This is a genomic window from Maribacter vaceletii (assembly GCF_003634105.1).
Classification (GTDB): domain Bacteria; phylum Bacteroidota; class Bacteroidia; order Flavobacteriales; family Flavobacteriaceae; genus Maribacter_B; species Maribacter_B vaceletii.
In genome coordinates, this window is the sequence record NZ_RBIQ01000009.1 from 271,590 (window position 1) to 289,058 (window position 17,469).

Annotated in this window: 20 protein-coding genes; 8 read left to right on the forward strand and 12 right to left on the reverse strand. The window is 31.2% G+C overall.

Annotation, left to right across the window (positions count from 1 at the left end; translation table 11 throughout):
* Positions 1-26 precede the first annotated feature (26 nt).
* The 8 genes from CLV91_RS12075 to CLV91_RS12110 all read right to left on the reverse strand — a co-directional run bounded on the left by CLV91_RS12075 (position 27) and on the right by CLV91_RS12110 (position 7,326).
* On the reverse strand, positions 27-875 hold the full coding sequence (locus CLV91_RS12075) for a mechanosensitive ion channel family protein (protein ID WP_121068305.1): 849 nt from the start codon (positions 873-875) through the stop codon (positions 27-29).
* Between the two features lies 1 nt (position 876).
* Positions 877-2,205, reverse strand: coding sequence for an ABC transporter permease (locus tag CLV91_RS12080; protein ID WP_121068307.1), 1,329 nt, complete (start codon positions 2,203-2,205; stop codon positions 877-879).
* Positions 2,198-3,133, reverse strand: a complete 936-nt coding sequence (locus CLV91_RS12085; RefSeq protein WP_121068309.1) for an ABC transporter ATP-binding protein — start codon at positions 3,131-3,133, stop codon at positions 2,198-2,200. The genes CLV91_RS12080 and CLV91_RS12085 overlap by 8 nt, the downstream gene beginning before the upstream one ends.
* Before the next feature lie 214 nt (positions 3,134-3,347).
* A complete protein-coding gene (gene dnaJ, locus CLV91_RS12090; protein WP_121068310.1) occupies positions 3,348-4,469 on the reverse strand; it encodes a molecular chaperone DnaJ in 1,122 nt (373 codons plus the stop codon).
* 7 nt (positions 4,470-4,476) lie between these two features.
* Complete coding sequence (locus tag CLV91_RS12095; protein ID WP_121068313.1) at positions 4,477-5,028, reverse strand: nucleotide exchange factor GrpE; 552 nt, start codon at positions 5,026-5,028, stop codon at positions 4,477-4,479.
* A 141-nt stretch (positions 5,029-5,169) separates the two neighbouring features.
* On the reverse strand, positions 5,170-6,078 hold the full coding sequence (locus CLV91_RS12100; RefSeq protein WP_121068315.1) for a TIGR01777 family oxidoreductase: 909 nt from the start codon (positions 6,076-6,078) through the stop codon (positions 5,170-5,172).
* Positions 6,079-6,167: 89 nt separating this feature from the next.
* Positions 6,168-6,833 (reverse strand): tRNA (5-methylaminomethyl-2-thiouridine)(34)-methyltransferase MnmD, encoded by a 666-nt coding sequence (gene mnmD, locus CLV91_RS12105; protein WP_121068317.1) that lies wholly within the window; start codon positions 6,831-6,833, stop codon positions 6,168-6,170.
* Position 6,834: 1 nt separating this feature from the next.
* Positions 6,835-7,326: a DUF4920 domain-containing protein gene (locus tag CLV91_RS12110; RefSeq protein WP_121068319.1), complete on the reverse strand. Its 492-nt coding sequence runs from the start codon at positions 7,324-7,326 to the stop codon at positions 6,835-6,837.
* 105 nt (positions 7,327-7,431) lie between these two features.
* Here CLV91_RS12110 and CLV91_RS12115 point away from each other — a divergent pair, with 105 nt between their 5' ends.
* Positions 7,432-8,496, forward strand: coding sequence for a branched-chain amino acid aminotransferase (locus tag CLV91_RS12115; RefSeq protein ID WP_121068321.1), 1,065 nt, complete (start codon positions 7,432-7,434; stop codon positions 8,494-8,496).
* 45 nt (positions 8,497-8,541) lie between these two features.
* Here CLV91_RS12115 and CLV91_RS12120 read toward each other — a convergent pair whose 3' ends face one another.
* Positions 8,542-8,928, reverse strand: a complete 387-nt coding sequence (locus tag CLV91_RS12120) for a pyrophosphohydrolase domain-containing protein (protein WP_121068323.1) — start codon at positions 8,926-8,928, stop codon at positions 8,542-8,544.
* Between the two features lie 48 nt (positions 8,929-8,976).
* Between CLV91_RS12120 and CLV91_RS12125 the strand changes: the two genes are divergently transcribed.
* From CLV91_RS12125 to CLV91_RS12145, 6 genes are all read left to right on the forward strand, one after another.
* On the forward strand, positions 8,977-9,165 hold the full coding sequence (locus tag CLV91_RS12125) for a hypothetical protein (RefSeq protein ID WP_121068325.1): 189 nt from the start codon (positions 8,977-8,979) through the stop codon (positions 9,163-9,165).
* Positions 9,166-9,287: 122 nt separating this feature from the next.
* On the forward strand, positions 9,288-9,464 hold the full coding sequence (locus CLV91_RS16885; RefSeq protein ID WP_170146751.1) for a hypothetical protein: 177 nt from the start codon (positions 9,288-9,290) through the stop codon (positions 9,462-9,464).
* A gap of 18 nt (positions 9,465-9,482) precedes the next feature.
* A complete protein-coding gene (crcB, locus tag CLV91_RS12130) occupies positions 9,483-9,851 on the forward strand; it encodes a fluoride efflux transporter CrcB (protein ID WP_121068327.1) in 369 nt (122 codons plus the stop codon).
* Positions 9,852-10,148: 297 nt separating this feature from the next.
* Entirely contained in the window at positions 10,149-10,487 is a 339-nt protein-coding gene (locus tag CLV91_RS12135; protein WP_121068329.1) for a P-II family nitrogen regulator, read from the forward strand.
* 30 nt (positions 10,488-10,517) lie between these two features.
* Entirely contained in the window at positions 10,518-11,756 is a 1,239-nt protein-coding gene (locus CLV91_RS12140) for an ammonium transporter (RefSeq protein ID WP_121068331.1), read from the forward strand.
* A 117-nt stretch (positions 11,757-11,873) separates the two neighbouring features.
* Positions 11,874-12,917, forward strand: a complete 1,044-nt coding sequence (locus CLV91_RS12145; RefSeq protein ID WP_121068333.1) for an outer membrane beta-barrel protein — start codon at positions 11,874-11,876, stop codon at positions 12,915-12,917.
* Positions 12,918-12,975: 58 nt separating this feature from the next.
* On the opposite strand, the gene CLV91_RS12150 is transcribed toward CLV91_RS12145, so the two are convergent.
* The gene (locus CLV91_RS12150) at positions 12,976-13,626 is read right to left on the reverse strand and encodes a DUF1684 domain-containing protein (RefSeq protein ID WP_121068335.1); all 651 of its coding nucleotides are present in this window, start codon (positions 13,624-13,626) and stop codon (positions 12,976-12,978) included.
* Between the two features lie 226 nt (positions 13,627-13,852).
* Here CLV91_RS12150 and CLV91_RS12155 point away from each other — a divergent pair, with 226 nt between their 5' ends.
* Positions 13,853-15,064 carry an MFS transporter gene (locus CLV91_RS12155; RefSeq protein ID WP_121068337.1) on the forward strand — a complete coding sequence of 404 codons (1,212 nt, stop codon included), beginning with the start codon at positions 13,853-13,855 and terminating at the stop codon, positions 15,062-15,064.
* A gap of 48 nt (positions 15,065-15,112) precedes the next feature.
* Here CLV91_RS12155 and CLV91_RS12160 read toward each other — a convergent pair whose 3' ends face one another.
* Both CLV91_RS12160 and CLV91_RS12165 read right to left on the reverse strand, forming a co-directional pair.
* On the reverse strand, positions 15,113-16,525 hold the full coding sequence (locus CLV91_RS12160) for an alpha/beta hydrolase (protein WP_121068339.1): 1,413 nt from the start codon (positions 16,523-16,525) through the stop codon (positions 15,113-15,115).
* Between the two features lie 58 nt (positions 16,526-16,583).
* The gene (locus CLV91_RS12165; RefSeq protein WP_121068619.1) at positions 16,584-17,408 is read right to left on the reverse strand and encodes a mechanosensitive ion channel family protein; all 825 of its coding nucleotides are present in this window, start codon (positions 17,406-17,408) and stop codon (positions 16,584-16,586) included.
* Positions 17,409-17,469 lie beyond the last annotated feature (61 nt).

A 17,469-nucleotide genomic window follows, 5' to 3' on the forward strand; every position in this document is an offset into this window, starting at 1 on the left:
ATACTACTAAACTTCTTTATGCTTCGCTATTTCTTTGTTATAATATGTACATCTCTTTGCGGAAAAGGAATACTTATATTATTCTCATTAAATTTAGTATTTATTCCATACCTAACCTTACTTTTTAAGCCTGGTGCGTTAAAACTATCTTTAATGTAAAAATGGACAGAAAATAATAATGCACTATCCCCAAAATCTTCAAATTGTACAAAAGGCTTAGGACTGTTTAATAAAGATTTTTCTTCTGTTACTACTTCTAATAAAAGTTTTGTAACCAAATCCACATCACTACCATAAGCTACTCCAACTTTCACCATTTCTCGAGTAGTTTTATGATTTTGTGTATAATTATAAATACTATCTGTTAAAAATTTATGATTGGGAATTACAATTACTTTATCATCTCGCGTTAAGGCTCTTGTTGTACGCAATCGTATTTCAAAAACCCGCCCAACTTTATTTTCTACTTCTATTATATCTCCTACATGCAAAGATTGATCCAAAATGATTAAAATTCCAGAAATTATATCTTGGAAAAGATATTGCAAAGCAAAACCCAACCCAACAAAAAGTGCTGCAGAGGCCGTTAATAATACTGTTAAGTTAATACCAGAAGAGTGTAATATGGTAAGAACAGTCATTATATAAAAAAGATACTTTAAGAACCCAAAAATACTCTGAAACTTATTTTGATCTTCTTCTGGAAGTTTTACCGTTACTAACTTGTGAATTAATTTAAGCAAATAGGTAACAATAATTATTGCAATTACAATAGTTAATAACGTACTTATTGTAATGTGCCCACTATCACTAGAATAAATTTCTAATGCCAAAAAATCTTTTATTACGCTAAAAAAATCTACTAACTTATCCATTCTAATATTTTAACCATTTAAATATTTCTTTGTAGGTAGGTTTTTTACCGTACATTAAAATACCAACTCTGTATATTTTAGATGCCAGCCATACAATCCCAATAAATGTAACTACTAACAATAGTATTGAAGTTAATAGTTGCCACAACGGCACACCTCCTTCTCCAATACCGCTTGGCAGTCTCATTAGCATAACTATTGGAGATGTTAATGGAAAAATTGAAAAACCAACAGCAATAGGACCGTGAGGATTACTAAATACTGAGAAAAAACCAACATAAATAGCCAACATTAAAGGTAAAATAGTTGGAAATATAAATTGCTGAGTATCTGTCTCATTATCTACCGCAGCACCAATAGCTGCATAAATAGAACTGTAAATTAGGTATCCTAAAAGAAAATAAATTATAAAAAACGAAATTAATGTAAACCAAGGAATATCTATAAGTTCCTGTGCATACACCTGCATAGTTTGATCCATAGTTGGTATGGTAGTGTTTATACTTGCAGTTAACTCTGCTCCGTTTTGTAAAGCAGAGAGTTCTATATCTAAAAAAGAAAAAGCTATTACCATTAACAGAGACCCTAACAGTATCCATATTAGGAATTGTGTTATTCCTGCTAAAGATGTTCCAAGAATTTTACCTAGCATTAATTGAAAAGGCTTTACAGATGAAATAATAATTTCTATTATCCTGCTTGTTTTCTCTTCAATAACACTTCGCATTACAAAACCACCATAGATTATAATAAACATCATTATAAGGTACCCAAAAGCACCACCTATTACAGCCTTAATCTCATTAATTCCTTTTACATTTTGCTTACCATTAAAAGTAGCTGTATTAATAGCATAATTTACCTTTAAAGCAGAAAAATCTTTTGCAGATACTCCCAAATTTTGCAATCTTTTTTCTCTTAACCTATCTTGAAAAACAAGCTCTAAACGACTAATTAAACTTGTATTTGGAGATTTTTTACTATAAAAAAAAGACCTAGCAACTACTTGCTCTAAATTAGATTCTTTAGGTATATACAACAAACCTGAATATCCCATTTTTAAAGTAGAGTCCTTAGCTGTCTCTAAATTTATTTCGTTAAAATGAATAAAAGAAGTTCCTTCAGTAGTTAAAAACTCATTAGAAAAATAATCACTTTCATTTAATAGCGCTACAATACTTTTTTCATTATCATTAATCTTTGTTAAATAGGCTATTAAAACACCCATTCCTACCATGAGTACAGGGCTTAAAAACGTCATAACAACAAAAGATTTATTACGCACTTTTGCTATATATTCTCTCTTAATTATTAAAAATAATTTATTCATTATTATTTTTACTTTGAACAGTTTTTATAAAAATTTCATTTGCAGAAGGTATTGTTTCTACAAAACTGTTTATATTTCCTTTTGAGGATAAATAAGATAATATTTCTCCAGTCTCTTTCCCTGGAAACTGCATTGTAAAATCTAACTGTTGTTCAACAATATTATAGTCTGATGTACTAATTTTAAATTTACCAGATAATTCTCCCAATAAAGCTTCTCCTTTAGGAACCTGCATTCCTATTTTATAAATGTTATTCTTATATGCTTTTTTAATTTCGGATAGTTTGCCGTCTAATATTTTCTGTGATTTATGAATTAGGGCAATATATTCACACAACTCCTCTACAGACTCCATTCTATGTGTAGAAAAAATAATAGAAGTACCTTTTTCTTTTAACTTTAAAATTTCATCTTTTATGATGTTGGCGTTTATAGGATCAAATCCACTAAAAGGTTCATCAAAAATAAGTAGTTTTGGCGCATGCAGTACAGTTACAATAAACTGTATTTTTTGTGCCATTCCTTTAGATAGTTCTTGTATTTTTTTATCCCACCAATCCCCTATTTCTAAACGTTCAAACCAGAATTTAAGTTTCTTTTTAGCCTCTGCTTTAGACAAGCCTTTTAATTGTGCTAAGTACAATGCTTGCTCCCCAACTTTCATGCTTTTATACAAACCTCTTTCTTCTGGTAAATATCCTATTTGAGCAATATGTTCTGCTTTTAGTTTTTCACCATCAAAAAAAACACTCCCTTTATCTGGGTGTGTAATTTGATTTACAATACGAATAAGAGTTGTTTTTCCTGCTCCGTTTGGACCAAGAAGTCCGTAAATACTATTTCTAGGAATTTCTAAGGAAACATTATGTAAAGCAATATGTTTTCCAAAATGTTTGGTAACCTCTTTAGTAACCAAAATATTATTCATGTAAGCCTTTTTACCAAAGATATATAATTGCTTTAAACCGTATTCTTTTTTATGATTTTTTGTTAAAAGTTTTAGAGTTTTTGTTAAAAAAAGAAACCCACCCTTAAAATAAATTCAAGGATGGGAAAAAAATTGCTATGAAAAAGAAAATTTATATTGATAAAATCAATATATCTCAAATATACGTTTTTTTAATTAAGGTAATAAAACGCAGTTATGAGAACATATCTTTTACTTTTTCAAAAAAAGATTTATCCGATTTTTCTGGCTTAGGCTCAAAATTATCATTGTTTCTCATGCGCTCAAAAAACTCTTTCTGTTCTTTATTTAACTCTTTTGGAGTCCATACATTTACATGCACTAACAAATCTCCACTACCATACCCATTAATACTAGATATACCTTTACCACGTAAGCGTAAAATTTTACCAGATTGTATTCCTGGTTCTAATTTAATACGCACTTGACCACCAACAGCATCAATTTCTTTAGAGGTTCCTAATACAGCATCAGATAAACTTATATACAAATCATAATGCAAATTATCTCCTTCTCTTTTTAAAGTATCATGGTCTATAGTTTCTATAGCTACTAATAAGTCTCCTGGCACACCATTTCCTGGTGCATCATTTCCTTTTCCTGTAACTTTTAACTGCATACCTTCTTCTACTCCTGCAGGAATAGCAATAGAAACTGTTTCCTCTTCTACTATTAAACCTTGTGCATCTGCTCCGTTTGGTTTTTTATCTATTATTTGTCCGCTACCTCCACAACTACTACAAGCTGCAGAAGTTTGCATTCTTCCTAAAATGGTATTTTGAATTTTAGTTACTTGTCCGCGTCCTCCGCAAGTTTCGCAAGTTTTATAGGTAACCCCTTCTGCTTGTTTTTTTCTACGAACTTTAACTTTTTTCTCTACACCATTAGCAACTTCTTCTAAAGTAAGTTTTACACGGATTCTTAAGTTACTACCTTTAACTCTACGCTGGCCACCACCACCGCCAAAACCGCCAAAACCACCAAAGCCTCCGCCGCCAAAAATATCTCCAAATTGACTAAAGATATCATCCATATTCATGCCTCCTCCGAAGCCGCCACCGCCTCCGGCACCACCTTCAAAAGCAGCATGACCAAATTGATCGTATCTCGCTTTCTTATCTGCATCGCTTAATACCTCATAAGCCTCTGCAGATTTCTTAAATAATTCCTCTGCCTTTGCGTCACCAGGATTTTTATCTGGGTGATGCTGTATTGCTTTTTTACGGTAGGCTTTTTTAATTTCTGCCGCAGTAGCATTTTTACTCACCCCTAATATGTCGTAATAATCTTCTTTCATACCTTATTTAGTTACCAACAACCACTTTTGGGTGACGTATAATTTTATCTCCAAGGGTAAACCCTTTTTCAATAACATCAATAATTTTTCCTTTTAGCTTTTTCTCTGGAGCTGGTATTTGGGTAATTGCTTCGTGCATTTCTGCATCAAAAGCATCGCCTTTTTTAACCTCCATTGCATTTAAGCCTTTAGATTTTAAAGTTTCTTTTAATTTTCCGCTAATTAGCTCTACTCCTTTAAAAGTTTCTTTATCGTCAGACTTAGAAAGCTCATTTAAAGCTCTATCAAAATCATCTAAAACAGGCAATAAAGAAACTAGTACTTCTTGTCCAGCTGTTTTAAACAAATCCATACGTTCTTTAGAGGTTCTTTTCTTATAGTTTTCAAACTCTGCAAAAAGACGTAAAAATTTATCTTTTTCCTTTGCTAAATCTTCTCTTAATTGCTCCTCTTCAGATATTTCTTCTTGCGCCACTTCTTGCTCTTCCTGTTCTACTGTATTTTCTTGTGCTTCAGAAACAGAATTCTCTAATTCTTCTTCTTTATTTTTGTTACTCATTTTAAGTCACTTTTTATATACCGATTTTAAAAATGCAAAAGTACTGCCAATTCTTTAAAAATGTCAAAATGTCACGCAACTTTATCTAAATATATAATTGAATACCAAAACAAGAAGTTATGTCCTATAAGTTTTAAATTTCTATGAAGTGATTTTTTCTAATGCCAAACCTACATTAGAGTATTTAAAAACAAAACCTTCTTTTTCTATTTTTTTACTACTAACACGCTGACTAACAAATAACAAATACGCCATTTTCCCTAGCACCAAATACATAATAAATTTTGGGACATTTGGAAAAAAAACTGGTTTTTTTAATACACTTGCTATTTTACGTACCAATTTAGCATTTGAAATAGGATTAGGCCCTACCCCATTATACACTCCCTCTAATTTATTATTGCTAATAAAAAGAAAAATTCTTGCCAAATCGGTAATATGAATCCAAGATTGCCATTGCTTACCTGTACCCAATGCAGAACCTACATAATACTTTACTGGCTTAATTAACATTGGTAATGCTCCGCCATTTTTAGCCATTACTAGACCTATTCTAACTTTAGCAACACTAAAATTATACCCTTTAAATGTATCTACTTCTTTTTCCCATAGATCAACAACTTTACCTAAAAAACTTTCATCTATAGCTTTTTCTTTTTCTGTGTAATAATTTGTTATAGAATTTGGGTAAATACCTATTGCAGATGCAGATACAAAAGATGTTATTAAACTAGTATCTACTTTACTTAAACCTAAATGCAACGTTTTCAGAGAATTTATTCTACTATCTAGAATTTCCTTTTTATTATTGCTTGTCCATCTTTTTACAATAGAACTACCCGCTAAATTTATAATTACCGTAACTCCATTAAAACAGGAAATATCTATTTCATTATGAGACGGATTCCAGTAAAAGCCATTATAGCCTTCTTTAGCAACTATTTTTTGTTTTGAAGTTGTTAGATAGTTTACCGCAATAGAATTTGTGAGGCATTGCTTAACAATCTCCCTACCTACTAATCCTGTCGCTCCAGTAATTAAAACTTTCATACCTCAAAGATATTTAGTTTTAATGATTGCACAGTTAATTTTAATTAGGTTTTAACACTAAATAAAAGAGTATTAAGAAAAAAATGTTTCTAAAGCTTCTTTTGCGCTCTTAACATTTCTCTTTTTCCGGGCGGACCAGGCAATCTTTCTACCACAAAGCCTACAGATTGCATTGCCCTCCTAACACTTCCTTTAGCAGAATAGGTTACTAAATACCCATCTTCTTTTAGAGAATCATACATAATTTTAAAAATTTCTTCAGTCCATAACTCTGGTTGCACACGTGCACCAAAGGCATCAAAATAAATTAAATTAAAATCTTCTTTATTTTTTATGTCTAAAAAATTCTTTTGTTCTTTTAACAAACTAAAATCATCAGAAATTTGATTTGTAACACCCCATTCCGAAGAATGCATCTTATTAAAAATATGCTTTTGATTTTCTGCATTTAATTCTTCTAAGTAATTTAAAGAATTAAGTTCTTCTAAAGAAACTGGATACGCCTCTATCCCAGTATAATTAACTTTTAAATTCGTTTTTTTAGATTCAATACTCGTAATTAAAGCATTTAGACCTGTACCAAAACCAATTTCCAAGATACTTATTTCATTTTCAGAAAATAAAGACAAACCATTTTTAATAAAAACATGATATGCCTCTTGTATTGCACCATGTTTAGAATGGTATTGCTCATTCCAATCCGGAATATGAATGGTTTTAGAGCCGTCTGCAGTAATAATTATTTCTCTTTTCAAACTATTTTTTTAACAATACTCCGTCTGCAGTAAGGCTATATATTTTTTTAGGTTTAGTAATTTTAGCAATTTCTTCTTTAGATGCCCCTGCATCTAAAGCATAATGCTGTTGCTCTTTAACACTCGTTTCCTTAACAAAAGCTACGCCACTCACAATTACTTCTTTACCTGTAATATCTTTAGGTACAAAAAAGCTATACTCTTTAAAACGAACCATAGCTTCTTTGTTATTACCAAGGTCTAATTTCATCCAACATCCTTTTGCTTTACAAACATCTGCAACTACGCCAGAAAACTTTAGCTCTAAAGTATCTTTATTATTCATTTTCTGAAATTCTTTTAAGGCATAAGAACTTGATACTACTTTCTCAAAATTTATCTTATCCCCAAAAAATTCATAATCATTAGTGTTATTTTTATCTATAATTGCTTTTTGTGCTGTTGCAGAAAAAAACACTAAGAATAAGACAAACAATATGTTAATTCTCTTCATATTTATTAAAATATAATTTTAATATTACAAAACTGACTAATTTTAAATAAAAAAGGAAGTCTAAATGGTAAAATTTTCTATTTTTATTATTTAATTCTTATTCCAATGAACATTACAGAACAAAAAATTTCGATTGAGAAAGTAAAGCAATCCAAAATTAATCAAGTAGATTTTGATAATTTATCCTTTGGGAGTGTATTCGCTGATCATATGTTGGTCTGTGATTACAAAGACGGAAAATGGGAAGCTCCTAAGGTAGTTCCTTACCAACCTATTGTTCTTGACCCTTCTTCAAAAATATTCCATTATGGACAATCTATTTTTGAAGGTATGAAGGCTTATAAAGATGTAAATAACGATACTTGGCTATTTAGACCTTTAGAAAACCAAAAAAGACTTAATGTTTCTGCCAAGCGTATGGCTATCCCAGAAATACCTGAAGACTATTTTATGGAAGGCTTAAAAACGCTTTTAAAAGTAGACGAACAATGGATTCCTAAAAATGAAGGAAGTTCCTTATATATTAGACCTTTTATTTTTGCAACAGGGCAAGGTTTTCATGCTTCTCCTGCAGATGAATATAAGTTTATTATTTCTTGTGCTCCTTCTGGCGCTTATTTTTCTGGAAAAGTGAAAGTACTTATTGAAGAAAAATATTCTAGATCTGCAAATGGAGGTGTTGGTTATGCTAAAGCCGGTGGTAATTACGCTGGTCAATTTTACCCAACACAATTAGCAGTTGCCAAAGGTTACAATCAAGTAATTTGGACAGATGATAACACGCATGAGTATATTGAAGAAGCTGGTGCCATGAATATTTTTGTTCGTATTAATGATACTCTTATTACTGGACCAACAAGTGATAGAATCTTGGATGGTATTACTAGAAAAAGTATTCTAGAAATAGCAAAAGATGAAGGCATTACTACCGAAGTTAGAAAAATAACTGTTGCAGAAGTTATTGCTGCCGCCAAAGATGGCTCCCTTAAAGAAATGTTTGGAGCTGGTACTGCTGCAGTAATTTCTCCTATTGCCACTTTTGGTTATAGAGATGTAGATTATGATTTGCCAGAAAATGAAGATAGCATGGCAACTAAATTAAAAAAACGTATTACAGACATACAATACAACAAAACTGAAGATACTTTTGGATGGCGTTATAAAGTGTAAGTATTACCTATAATATATAAAAAGGGAGCTATTAAGCTCCCTTTTTTAATTTTCAAGAATTTCTTTAATATTAGGCTTAAAATAGTTTGGCCCCTTAAGCACTTTACCATCTTCTCTATATATAGGTTTACCATCCGCACCAAGTTTACTCATATTACTTCTTTGAATTTCTTCAAAAACCTCTTCAATCTTATATTGCATACCATGCTCTAAAATAGTACCACATAATATATATAGCATATCTCCTAAAGCGTCAGCCACTTCTACCATATCATTATTACTAGCGGCTTCTAAATATTCTTTATTTTCCTCATCCATTAAATTAAAACGAAGTAAATTTTTTGCCTCTCCTAGGTCTGCCTTATTTTCATGTAGTACACCCAAACCAAAAGACTTGTGAAATAATTCTACTGCAGCTATTTTATTTTTCATATTCTTATATTATAGTTTTCCCTTAGATTTGTGTAAAAATATAAAAATATGTTTAGTACAGGGCAACTTGTTTTTGCAGCTCTTTTTGCAGTCTCTTTTATTGCTATAATTGCTTTTTCCTACATAAAAGACAAAAAATTACACGCCAAAAACTACAAAGGTGTTAAATGGGTAGCCATAACCTTTGCCATATTCTTAGTAATACTTTTCTGTATTAAGTTTATGCTTAAATTTTAACTCTAACATTACGTACACCACAAAAATCTCATTATTTACAACATTTTTGCATTTTAACCCGTAAAATACAACAAACAACGTAATTTTGCGTTATTCATTTAACAGGGGCAAAAAAATAAGTGATGACATTTTTTACAATTCTTTTATTACTAGTAGGACTAAATGCAATAATAATGCTTTTTAGCCTTAAGAATATTAACCAAAAACCTAAATCTATAGGGAAGGAAATATCTGACATTTCCAAAACTAAAATTTATCCAATAGATTTAGCAAATTCAAATTACAAAAAAGCAATCTAGAATTTATACCTTTACGGTATGAATAATATGCTACTTGTATTTTTAGGAGGTGGAATAGGCAGTGTTCTTAGATATTTTATCTCTAAAATTTTCAACTCGTATTTTCAAAACTTTTTTTTAGGAACTTTCTTAGTTAATATAATAGGATGCTTACTTATAGGTATTGTATTAGGAATTTCTTTTAAAAACAATTTACTTTCACAAAATCATACCTTATTATTAACTACTGGTTTTTGTGGCGGATTCACAACCTTTTCTACATTTGCATTTGAAAGTCATTCTATTATAAAAAGTGGAGACTTTCTCTTTTTTACCTTATACACCTTATTAAGTTTTGCAATTGGCTTATTGGCAATTGCTCTTGGTTTATGGTTAACTAAACTATAAATACGGTACTTCACGTATATTACACATAACTAAGTAAGTTACTAATTATAGATTAACAGCTTGTTATATTACGAATATGACAACAATACTAACAAAAAGCTATCATTACTGTCGTAAATCCGCTTTTTCATAAACACCAAATACTATATCTCAGATATTTACACATAATAAATATCATACCCACAAAATAATAGGGATATAATTATCATAAACATAAAAATGATAAAACTACCCCCTATTTTTTTAGGGGGTAGTTCATTTTAACATATATTTGGCAACGTAAACAACAAACGAATTATGAAAAAAATCGAAGCAATTATCAGAAAATCAAAGTTTGATGATGTTAAAGAAGCATTACATCAAATAGAGGTAAACTTTTTTAGTTACTGGGACGTAACCGGTGTAGGTAACGAAAAACAAGGACACGTTTATCGTGGAATTTCTTATAGCACCACAGACATTCAAAGAAGACACTTATCTATAGTAGTATCTGATGATTTTTTAACTAAAACGGTTGAAACATTATTAGAAGCTGCTTACTCAGGTAATGTAGGTGATGGTAAAATATTTGTATCCGACGTAGTAGAGGCATACAGAATTAGAACCAAAGAAAGCGGTCACGCAGGAATCAACTAAAAAAAACCAAACAACTAAAATTTATTAAATATGGACGCAGGATTATTTACAGCCAATAACGTATGGATGATGCTAGCAACAGCGCTAGTATTCTTTATGCATACAGGTTTTGCCTTTTTAGAAATTGGCTTAACAAGACAAAAAAATACAATAAACATTTTATTTAAAAATATATTTATTATCACAGGGGGTCTTCTTCTTTATTATGCATGGGGATTTAACTTAATGTACCCAGGTTTTGAAGATGGAGATATGGGAATTTTAAAATTTGCAGGTTTTGGAATTGGAGCTCCTGAAGGAGGAATGACAGCAGCTTATGCAGATGGAGGATACACATGGTGGACAGATTTCTTATTCCAAGGAATGTTCGCAGCTACAGCAGCAACTATAGTATCTGGTGCTGTTGCAGAGAGAATAAAAATTGGTTCTTTCATGATTTTCACAGTTATATACGTAGGTCTTGTTTACCCTATTGTAGGAGCTTGGAAATGGGGTGGAGGATTCTTAGATGCATGGGGATTCTATGATTTTGCTGGATCTACATTAGTACACTCTGTAGGTGGTTGGGCAGCTTTAGTTGCTGTAGCACTATTAGGTTCTAGAATTGGAAAATTCGGAAGCGACGGAAAACCAAAAGCAATACCAGGTCACAATATTCCACTTGCAACTGCTGGTGTTCTTATATTATGGTTAGGATGGTTTGGATTTAACGGTGGATCTGTTCTTTCTGCAGACCCTGAATTAACATCTCTTGTATTAGTTACTACAAGTTTAGCAGCAGCAGCTGGTGGCTTTGGAGCATTCATTACATCAACAATATTATACAAAAACTTAGATTTAACTATGTTCTTAAACGGTATTCTAGGTGGACTAGTAGGTATTACTGCTGGAGCAGATTTAATGTCTCCTAACGAAGCTGTTGTTATTGGTTTCTTAGCAGGTATCATAATTGTACTTGGAGTTGCCTTAGTAGATAAATTAAAATTAGATGATCCTGTAGGTGCTATTGCAGTACACCTTATATGTGGTATCTGGGGAACATTAGCTGTAGGTATTTTTGGAAGCATGGCTGGTTTTGACCAATTCTTAACACAACTTTACGGAGTTCTTATAGTTGGTGGTTTTTGTATTGTTACTTCAGGTATTATTCTTGGAGCACTTAAAGCTACTTTAGGATTAAGAGTTTCTAAAGAAGAAGAATTAGAAGGGTTAGACATTCACGAACATGGAATGGATGCTTATTCTGACTTTAGAATGAACCAACACTAAAAAAACAAACGGAGTGTTTTGCAGAACACTCCGTTACATAATCATATCACAAAACAACTGAAACTAAATTTATAACGTCCAAATTAGTCAAACACGGACAAACAAATTATTTGAATTATGAAAAAGATTACAAACACAAAGTACGTAAAAAATATATTTGCATCTGCATTAATGTTAGTTGCAACAACAAGTACTTTTGCTCAGGATGAAGAAGCAGCCGAAGAAGCACCAAAATTAGAAATAAGCGGTAGTGTTGACGCATACTATAGAACTGCTTTTAATGATGCAGGCGTAGCTTCTACTGATCCAGGAACTGCATTTGCAAACCAAACTGGTTTTGCTTTAGGTATGGGTAACTTAATTGCTAGTTATGATGCTGGTAAAGTTGGTGCCGTACTTGATATTGTTGTAGGACCAAGAGGTGCTGGTGCAACTTTTAATACAGATATAGTTGATGGTATTGTAAACCAAGCATATGTTTACTGGAATGTTTCTGATAAAACTACCTTAACAATGGGTCGTTTTAACACGTTCTTAGGATATGAAGTAATTGCTCCACAAGCAAACTTTAACTATAGTACTTCTTATTTATTCTCTAATGGACCTTTTTCTCATATGGGTCTTAAAGCTGATTTTGCTTTATCTGATGATTTTAGCTTAATGGTTGGAGTAATGAACCCATGGGACACAAATGATATCTCAGGAACTGGAGAGTATTCTTTTGGAGCTCAGTTAGGTTTCTACGGTCAATATTTAAACTTCTACTATGATAGTGGTAAAAATGGTGGTTTAGGAACTGAGATTGATTTCACAGGTGGATTTGATATCTCTGATGCTTTCTTCTTAGGAATAAACGCAGCATACGATACTAATGATGCTGCAGATACAGGTTTCTACGGTGTTGCTCTTTACCCTCAAATAGCTACATCTGATGCTTTCTCTATTGGTTTAAGAGGTGAATATTTCGCTTCTACTATAGATGGTGGTGACAACTATGACGATGTAACTGCTATTACCCTTACAGGTAGCTATTCTGTTGACAACTTAATCTTAAAGCCAGAATTTAGATTAGATAGCATAAAAGATGGTTTTACTGATAGTGATGGTGCTGCTTCTGATAGCTTAGCAACTTTTGCTTTAGCTGCAATCTACTCTTTCTAAGAGAAGAAAAAAAGCAACATTTATAATATTTAAAAGCCTTGCAGAAATGCAGGGCTTTTTATTTTTTAGTGGGTTTAAAAGCTTTAACACCTGCCAAAACTTCTATATCTAGACTATTAATACCAGGAACTATTGGGCAAGAATATTTTTTATTATAAGCACAATACGGATTATATGCTTTATTAAAATTAATTACAATGGTATTCCCTTCCGGAATAGACAAATCTATATAACGCCCACCGCCATAGGTTTGTTTTCCATTTGTTTTATCTATAAAAGGCAAAAACAAATAGTCCTTATATTCTTCTTGTAACATTAATTTTCTATTCTGATAAATTTCTAATTTATGCTTTTTACCTTTTAAAATAAAAGTTGCAATACCATAAACAACTTCTTCTGATTGTCTATCTGTAGTAGTTGGCATTAGAAAAGGAATAGCTTCTGGTGTTCTTTCAAAATCCGCAATAACCACAAAAGTAGTGTCTGGTTCAAAAAAGTCTAAGGTTTTAAAATCTTTCCTATATCTATCTGGTAACGGAGATGTTTCTGGATCCTCATATTCTTCATTTAACTCTTTTTGCCATTCTATAATACCCGCTAATAAAGTATCCTTTACTTTTTCTTTTTTTTCTTGCGTAATATCATGATACTTTTTCTCTTGTTTGCAAGACAACACCAAAATAGATAACACCACTAATACATACTTCATATAAAAATAAATTTTAATCTAGCTATGTAAAAATACAACATATACCTATTTTTATTAATTTAGTATTCAAATTCAATAAGAATGAAATTTTTAACGATTTATAAACTAGTAAAATCATATTCAGTAAAACTGAACAGGCGCTGCTATATTTAAAAATCAAAAGATATTTATATACCTAAAAGCCTGACAAAAATGTCAGGCTTTTTTTATTCCAAAAAAAATAAAAATGAAACAACTAGCAGTAAATTACATAGAATCTTTTAAAGGACTCTCTAAAGAAGTTTGGTGGTTAGCTTTTATCACCTTAATAAATAGAGCTGGCACTATGGTAATTCCTTTTCTTTCTTTGTATTTAACAAAAAGCTTGGGATTTTCTTTAGAAAATGTTGGTAGTATTATGACAGCTTTTGGAATTGGCTCCCTAGCTGGTAATTGGTTAGGAGGAAAACTAACCGATATTTTTGGGTACTATAAAGTTATGTTTGCTAGTTTACTATTAACAGGTGTATCTTTTATAGCACTACAAGAACTAAATACCTTTTGGCCAATATGTATAGGGATTTTTATACTAATGATTATTGCAGACACTTTTAGACCTGCAGCTTTTGTTGCTCTAAGTGCATATAGCAAACCCGAAAATAAAACTAGAAGCGTAACATTAATTAGACTTGCTATTAATTTAGGTTTTTCTGCTGGACCAGCTTTAGGCGGATTAATTATTGCCACACTTGGGTATGACAAATTATTTTGGGTAGATGGTAGCACTTGCATACTAGCAGGTATGCTATTAGTCGCTGTCTTAAATCCTAAAAAAGCAAAAGTTTTAAATAATATTTATAACAAATCGCCTATTTCTGCTTACAAGGATTTCTACTACCTTACTTTTATAGCCGCAATGGTTTTATTAGCTTTTGCTTTTGTTCAATATTTTTCTACAATACCTATATACTATAGTGAAGCTTATAAATTAAATGAATCACAAATAGGAATTATATTAGCATGTAATGGCTTTGCTATATTCGCCTTAGAAATGCCTCTTATAAAATATTTAGAAAACAAAAAGAATTATAAATCAACCTATGTTATAATAGGATTACTACTAATTATGCTTAGTTTTTTAGTTCTAAACATTATTAATTGGACAGGCATTTTAGTTATTGGAATGCTACTTATGACTTTTGGAGAAATGATTGCTTTTCCATTTTCTAACGCAATAGCAATGGAAAGAGCTAAACGCGGAAAACAAGGGGAATATATGGCTCTTTACAGTATGTCTTTTTCTATTGCCCATATATTTGGACACAACTCTGGAATGCATTCTATTGCCGCTTTTGGATACGAAAAAACATGGTATGCAATTGTTTTTATATGCCTTTTAGGTATTTTACTACTTACACACCTACTTAAAAAAACATCTAAAAATAATGCCAACTTTTAACACCAATATTATAATATAGAAGTAATAACTAGAGACCTATAATTCTAGTTATTCTTCTATAACATCGTAACGTGCTTCTTTTAGGTACTTTGCAACAGTTTCATTAAACTCTGGACTAATCCTAAATAATGCAGTATGTTCTAATTTATATAATTCTTCTTTGTTAGTATAGCCTGCGGCAAGAAGCTCTTCTAAATAAAACAACGCTGTGCCATAATCTTCAATTTTAGAACTATAAGAAATAACTTTTAAATAATTTTCATATTTAGAAGGAGATGTAATTGTCTTTAACATATACAAAAAGTTAAGTGCCTCCTCATCTACTACTGTTGATGCATTCACAATATCTATATTATCTTCTATCAGAGCTTCTAAATAGCATTGCAACCTTACCCCTAACTGCTTGTGAACTGCTTTGGGGCTATTTAAAAATTTAGAAATCTCTTCTGTTTGATATTTCCACCACCCTAAATTATTATAATTATATGTAAGCACATCTTCTTCTAAATAATAATTGTACTCCCCTTTTATAAAATCTTCTTTTAATAATAAGGCACTTTCCTCATTATAACTAGACCTATACAGCTTACTCCTTTTTAAACTTTTTAAATTATATTTTATAGAATCTATAGTCATTAAGGGTTTATAGGCTACAAGCATTTGGCTTAATACATTTTCTGAATACAAGGGTTTATTTTCAGTTAACAAACTAGCCGCTTTAACCATGCCATCTTTATAATTTTTTTGAACATATGAAATATCTATTTTTTCCGTGTTTTTTGCCATAGCAGCTAAATCAAAATACACCAATGCCTTTTTAATTGTTTCCAAAGGAGGCCATTCTCTACCTTTTTCATGAAATATAAGCTGGTTTGGAAACTTTAATCTATTTAATACTTTCTTTGTCCTAATCATTTCAGAATACAAGTAATCCTTCTTACCAACAACACCTATAAAATAAAAAGGTTTTCTTGCACTTAAAATTTCTTCATTAGCTATTGTAGAACTAAAAGACAAGACACCCGTAATCCCCTTAATAAAAGTAGGAACCAATGTTGCAAAACGCCCACCTTCTGAGTAACCAGAGGCATATATTCTATTTTTCTTTATTGGGAGTAAAGAAAAAACTCTATTAAACATTCTATTCGTAATTAATACATTCTCTGTTATAGAAAGAGAGTCTTGAACATTATTAGAAGCCGCAATAATATAGCCATATTCCTCTGCTGCAGTAGTATACATACTCAACGCCTGTTTCCCTTTCCCTTTTAAATCAAAAACAAATATTACTGGCCAAGCTTTATCTATTTTAAAAGAAGTTGGCAAATAAAGTGAAAAATTCTCTGTTAAGGTATCATTCACTTTTAACCCATCTAATACAATTCCTTTTTTTAATGTTATTTCTTGTGCATTAATTGACCAAAAAAATATAATAAAAAAAAATGCTGCTATATATTTCATAGTTCAAAATGTATCAAAAACCTCGCCATAACTATTAATTTAAAATAATTTTTAAATACTATTCTCCTATTGCTCCTATTTCTATCCCCTCGGAATAAGCAACATTAATGCCATGTGCGCTAAAAGCTTTCTTTATAGCCTTATTCGTATTAAAAGTAACTTCCCAATAATCATCTGGAACAACATAAGGCCGCACTAGTAACTCTATATTATGAGAATCAAAATTACTAATACCAATTTCTGGTTTGGGCTCCTTTAAAACTTTAGGAACGGTTAATAAGGCGCTTTCTATAATATTCTGAACTTTAGGAAAACTTTCTGCATACGGCATAGTAACAGTAACTTCTAAACGTATCATCCCTTTTTCAGAATAATTTGTAACTACATTATCCGTTACTTTAGAGTTTGGTATTATTAAAATTTTATTTCCTGGAGTAAGAACATCTGTACTAAAAATTCCAATCTCTTCTACCCTACCAAATTTATCATCTAACTGTATCCAATCTCCTATTTTATATGGTTTTAAGGTTAAAATCAATATTCCAGAAGCAAAATTTCCTAAACTTCCCTGCAATGCCATTCCAACAGCAAATCCTGCTGCGGCAAGTATTGCTACTAATCCTGTTAAGTCTGCTCCAATAACAGATGCAATAGTAAATAATACAGCACCTTTTAATAGCACACTTACAGTAGAAGATAAAAATGGTCTTAATGTAGCAGAAAAACCTGCTTTTTCTAAAACCACACCAATCCAACTTACCAATTTCTTAACTACCTTAAACCCAATCCAAAAAATTAATCCTGCTAGAATAATTTTAGGAAGAAAAAAAACTATTTTTTCTTGTGCTACTAAAAAATATTCATTCAATTTATCTAAATCCATAACCATAAAAATAAGAGATAATCGCAATTAAGTGCAAATAATATACGATGAAATTCTAAAG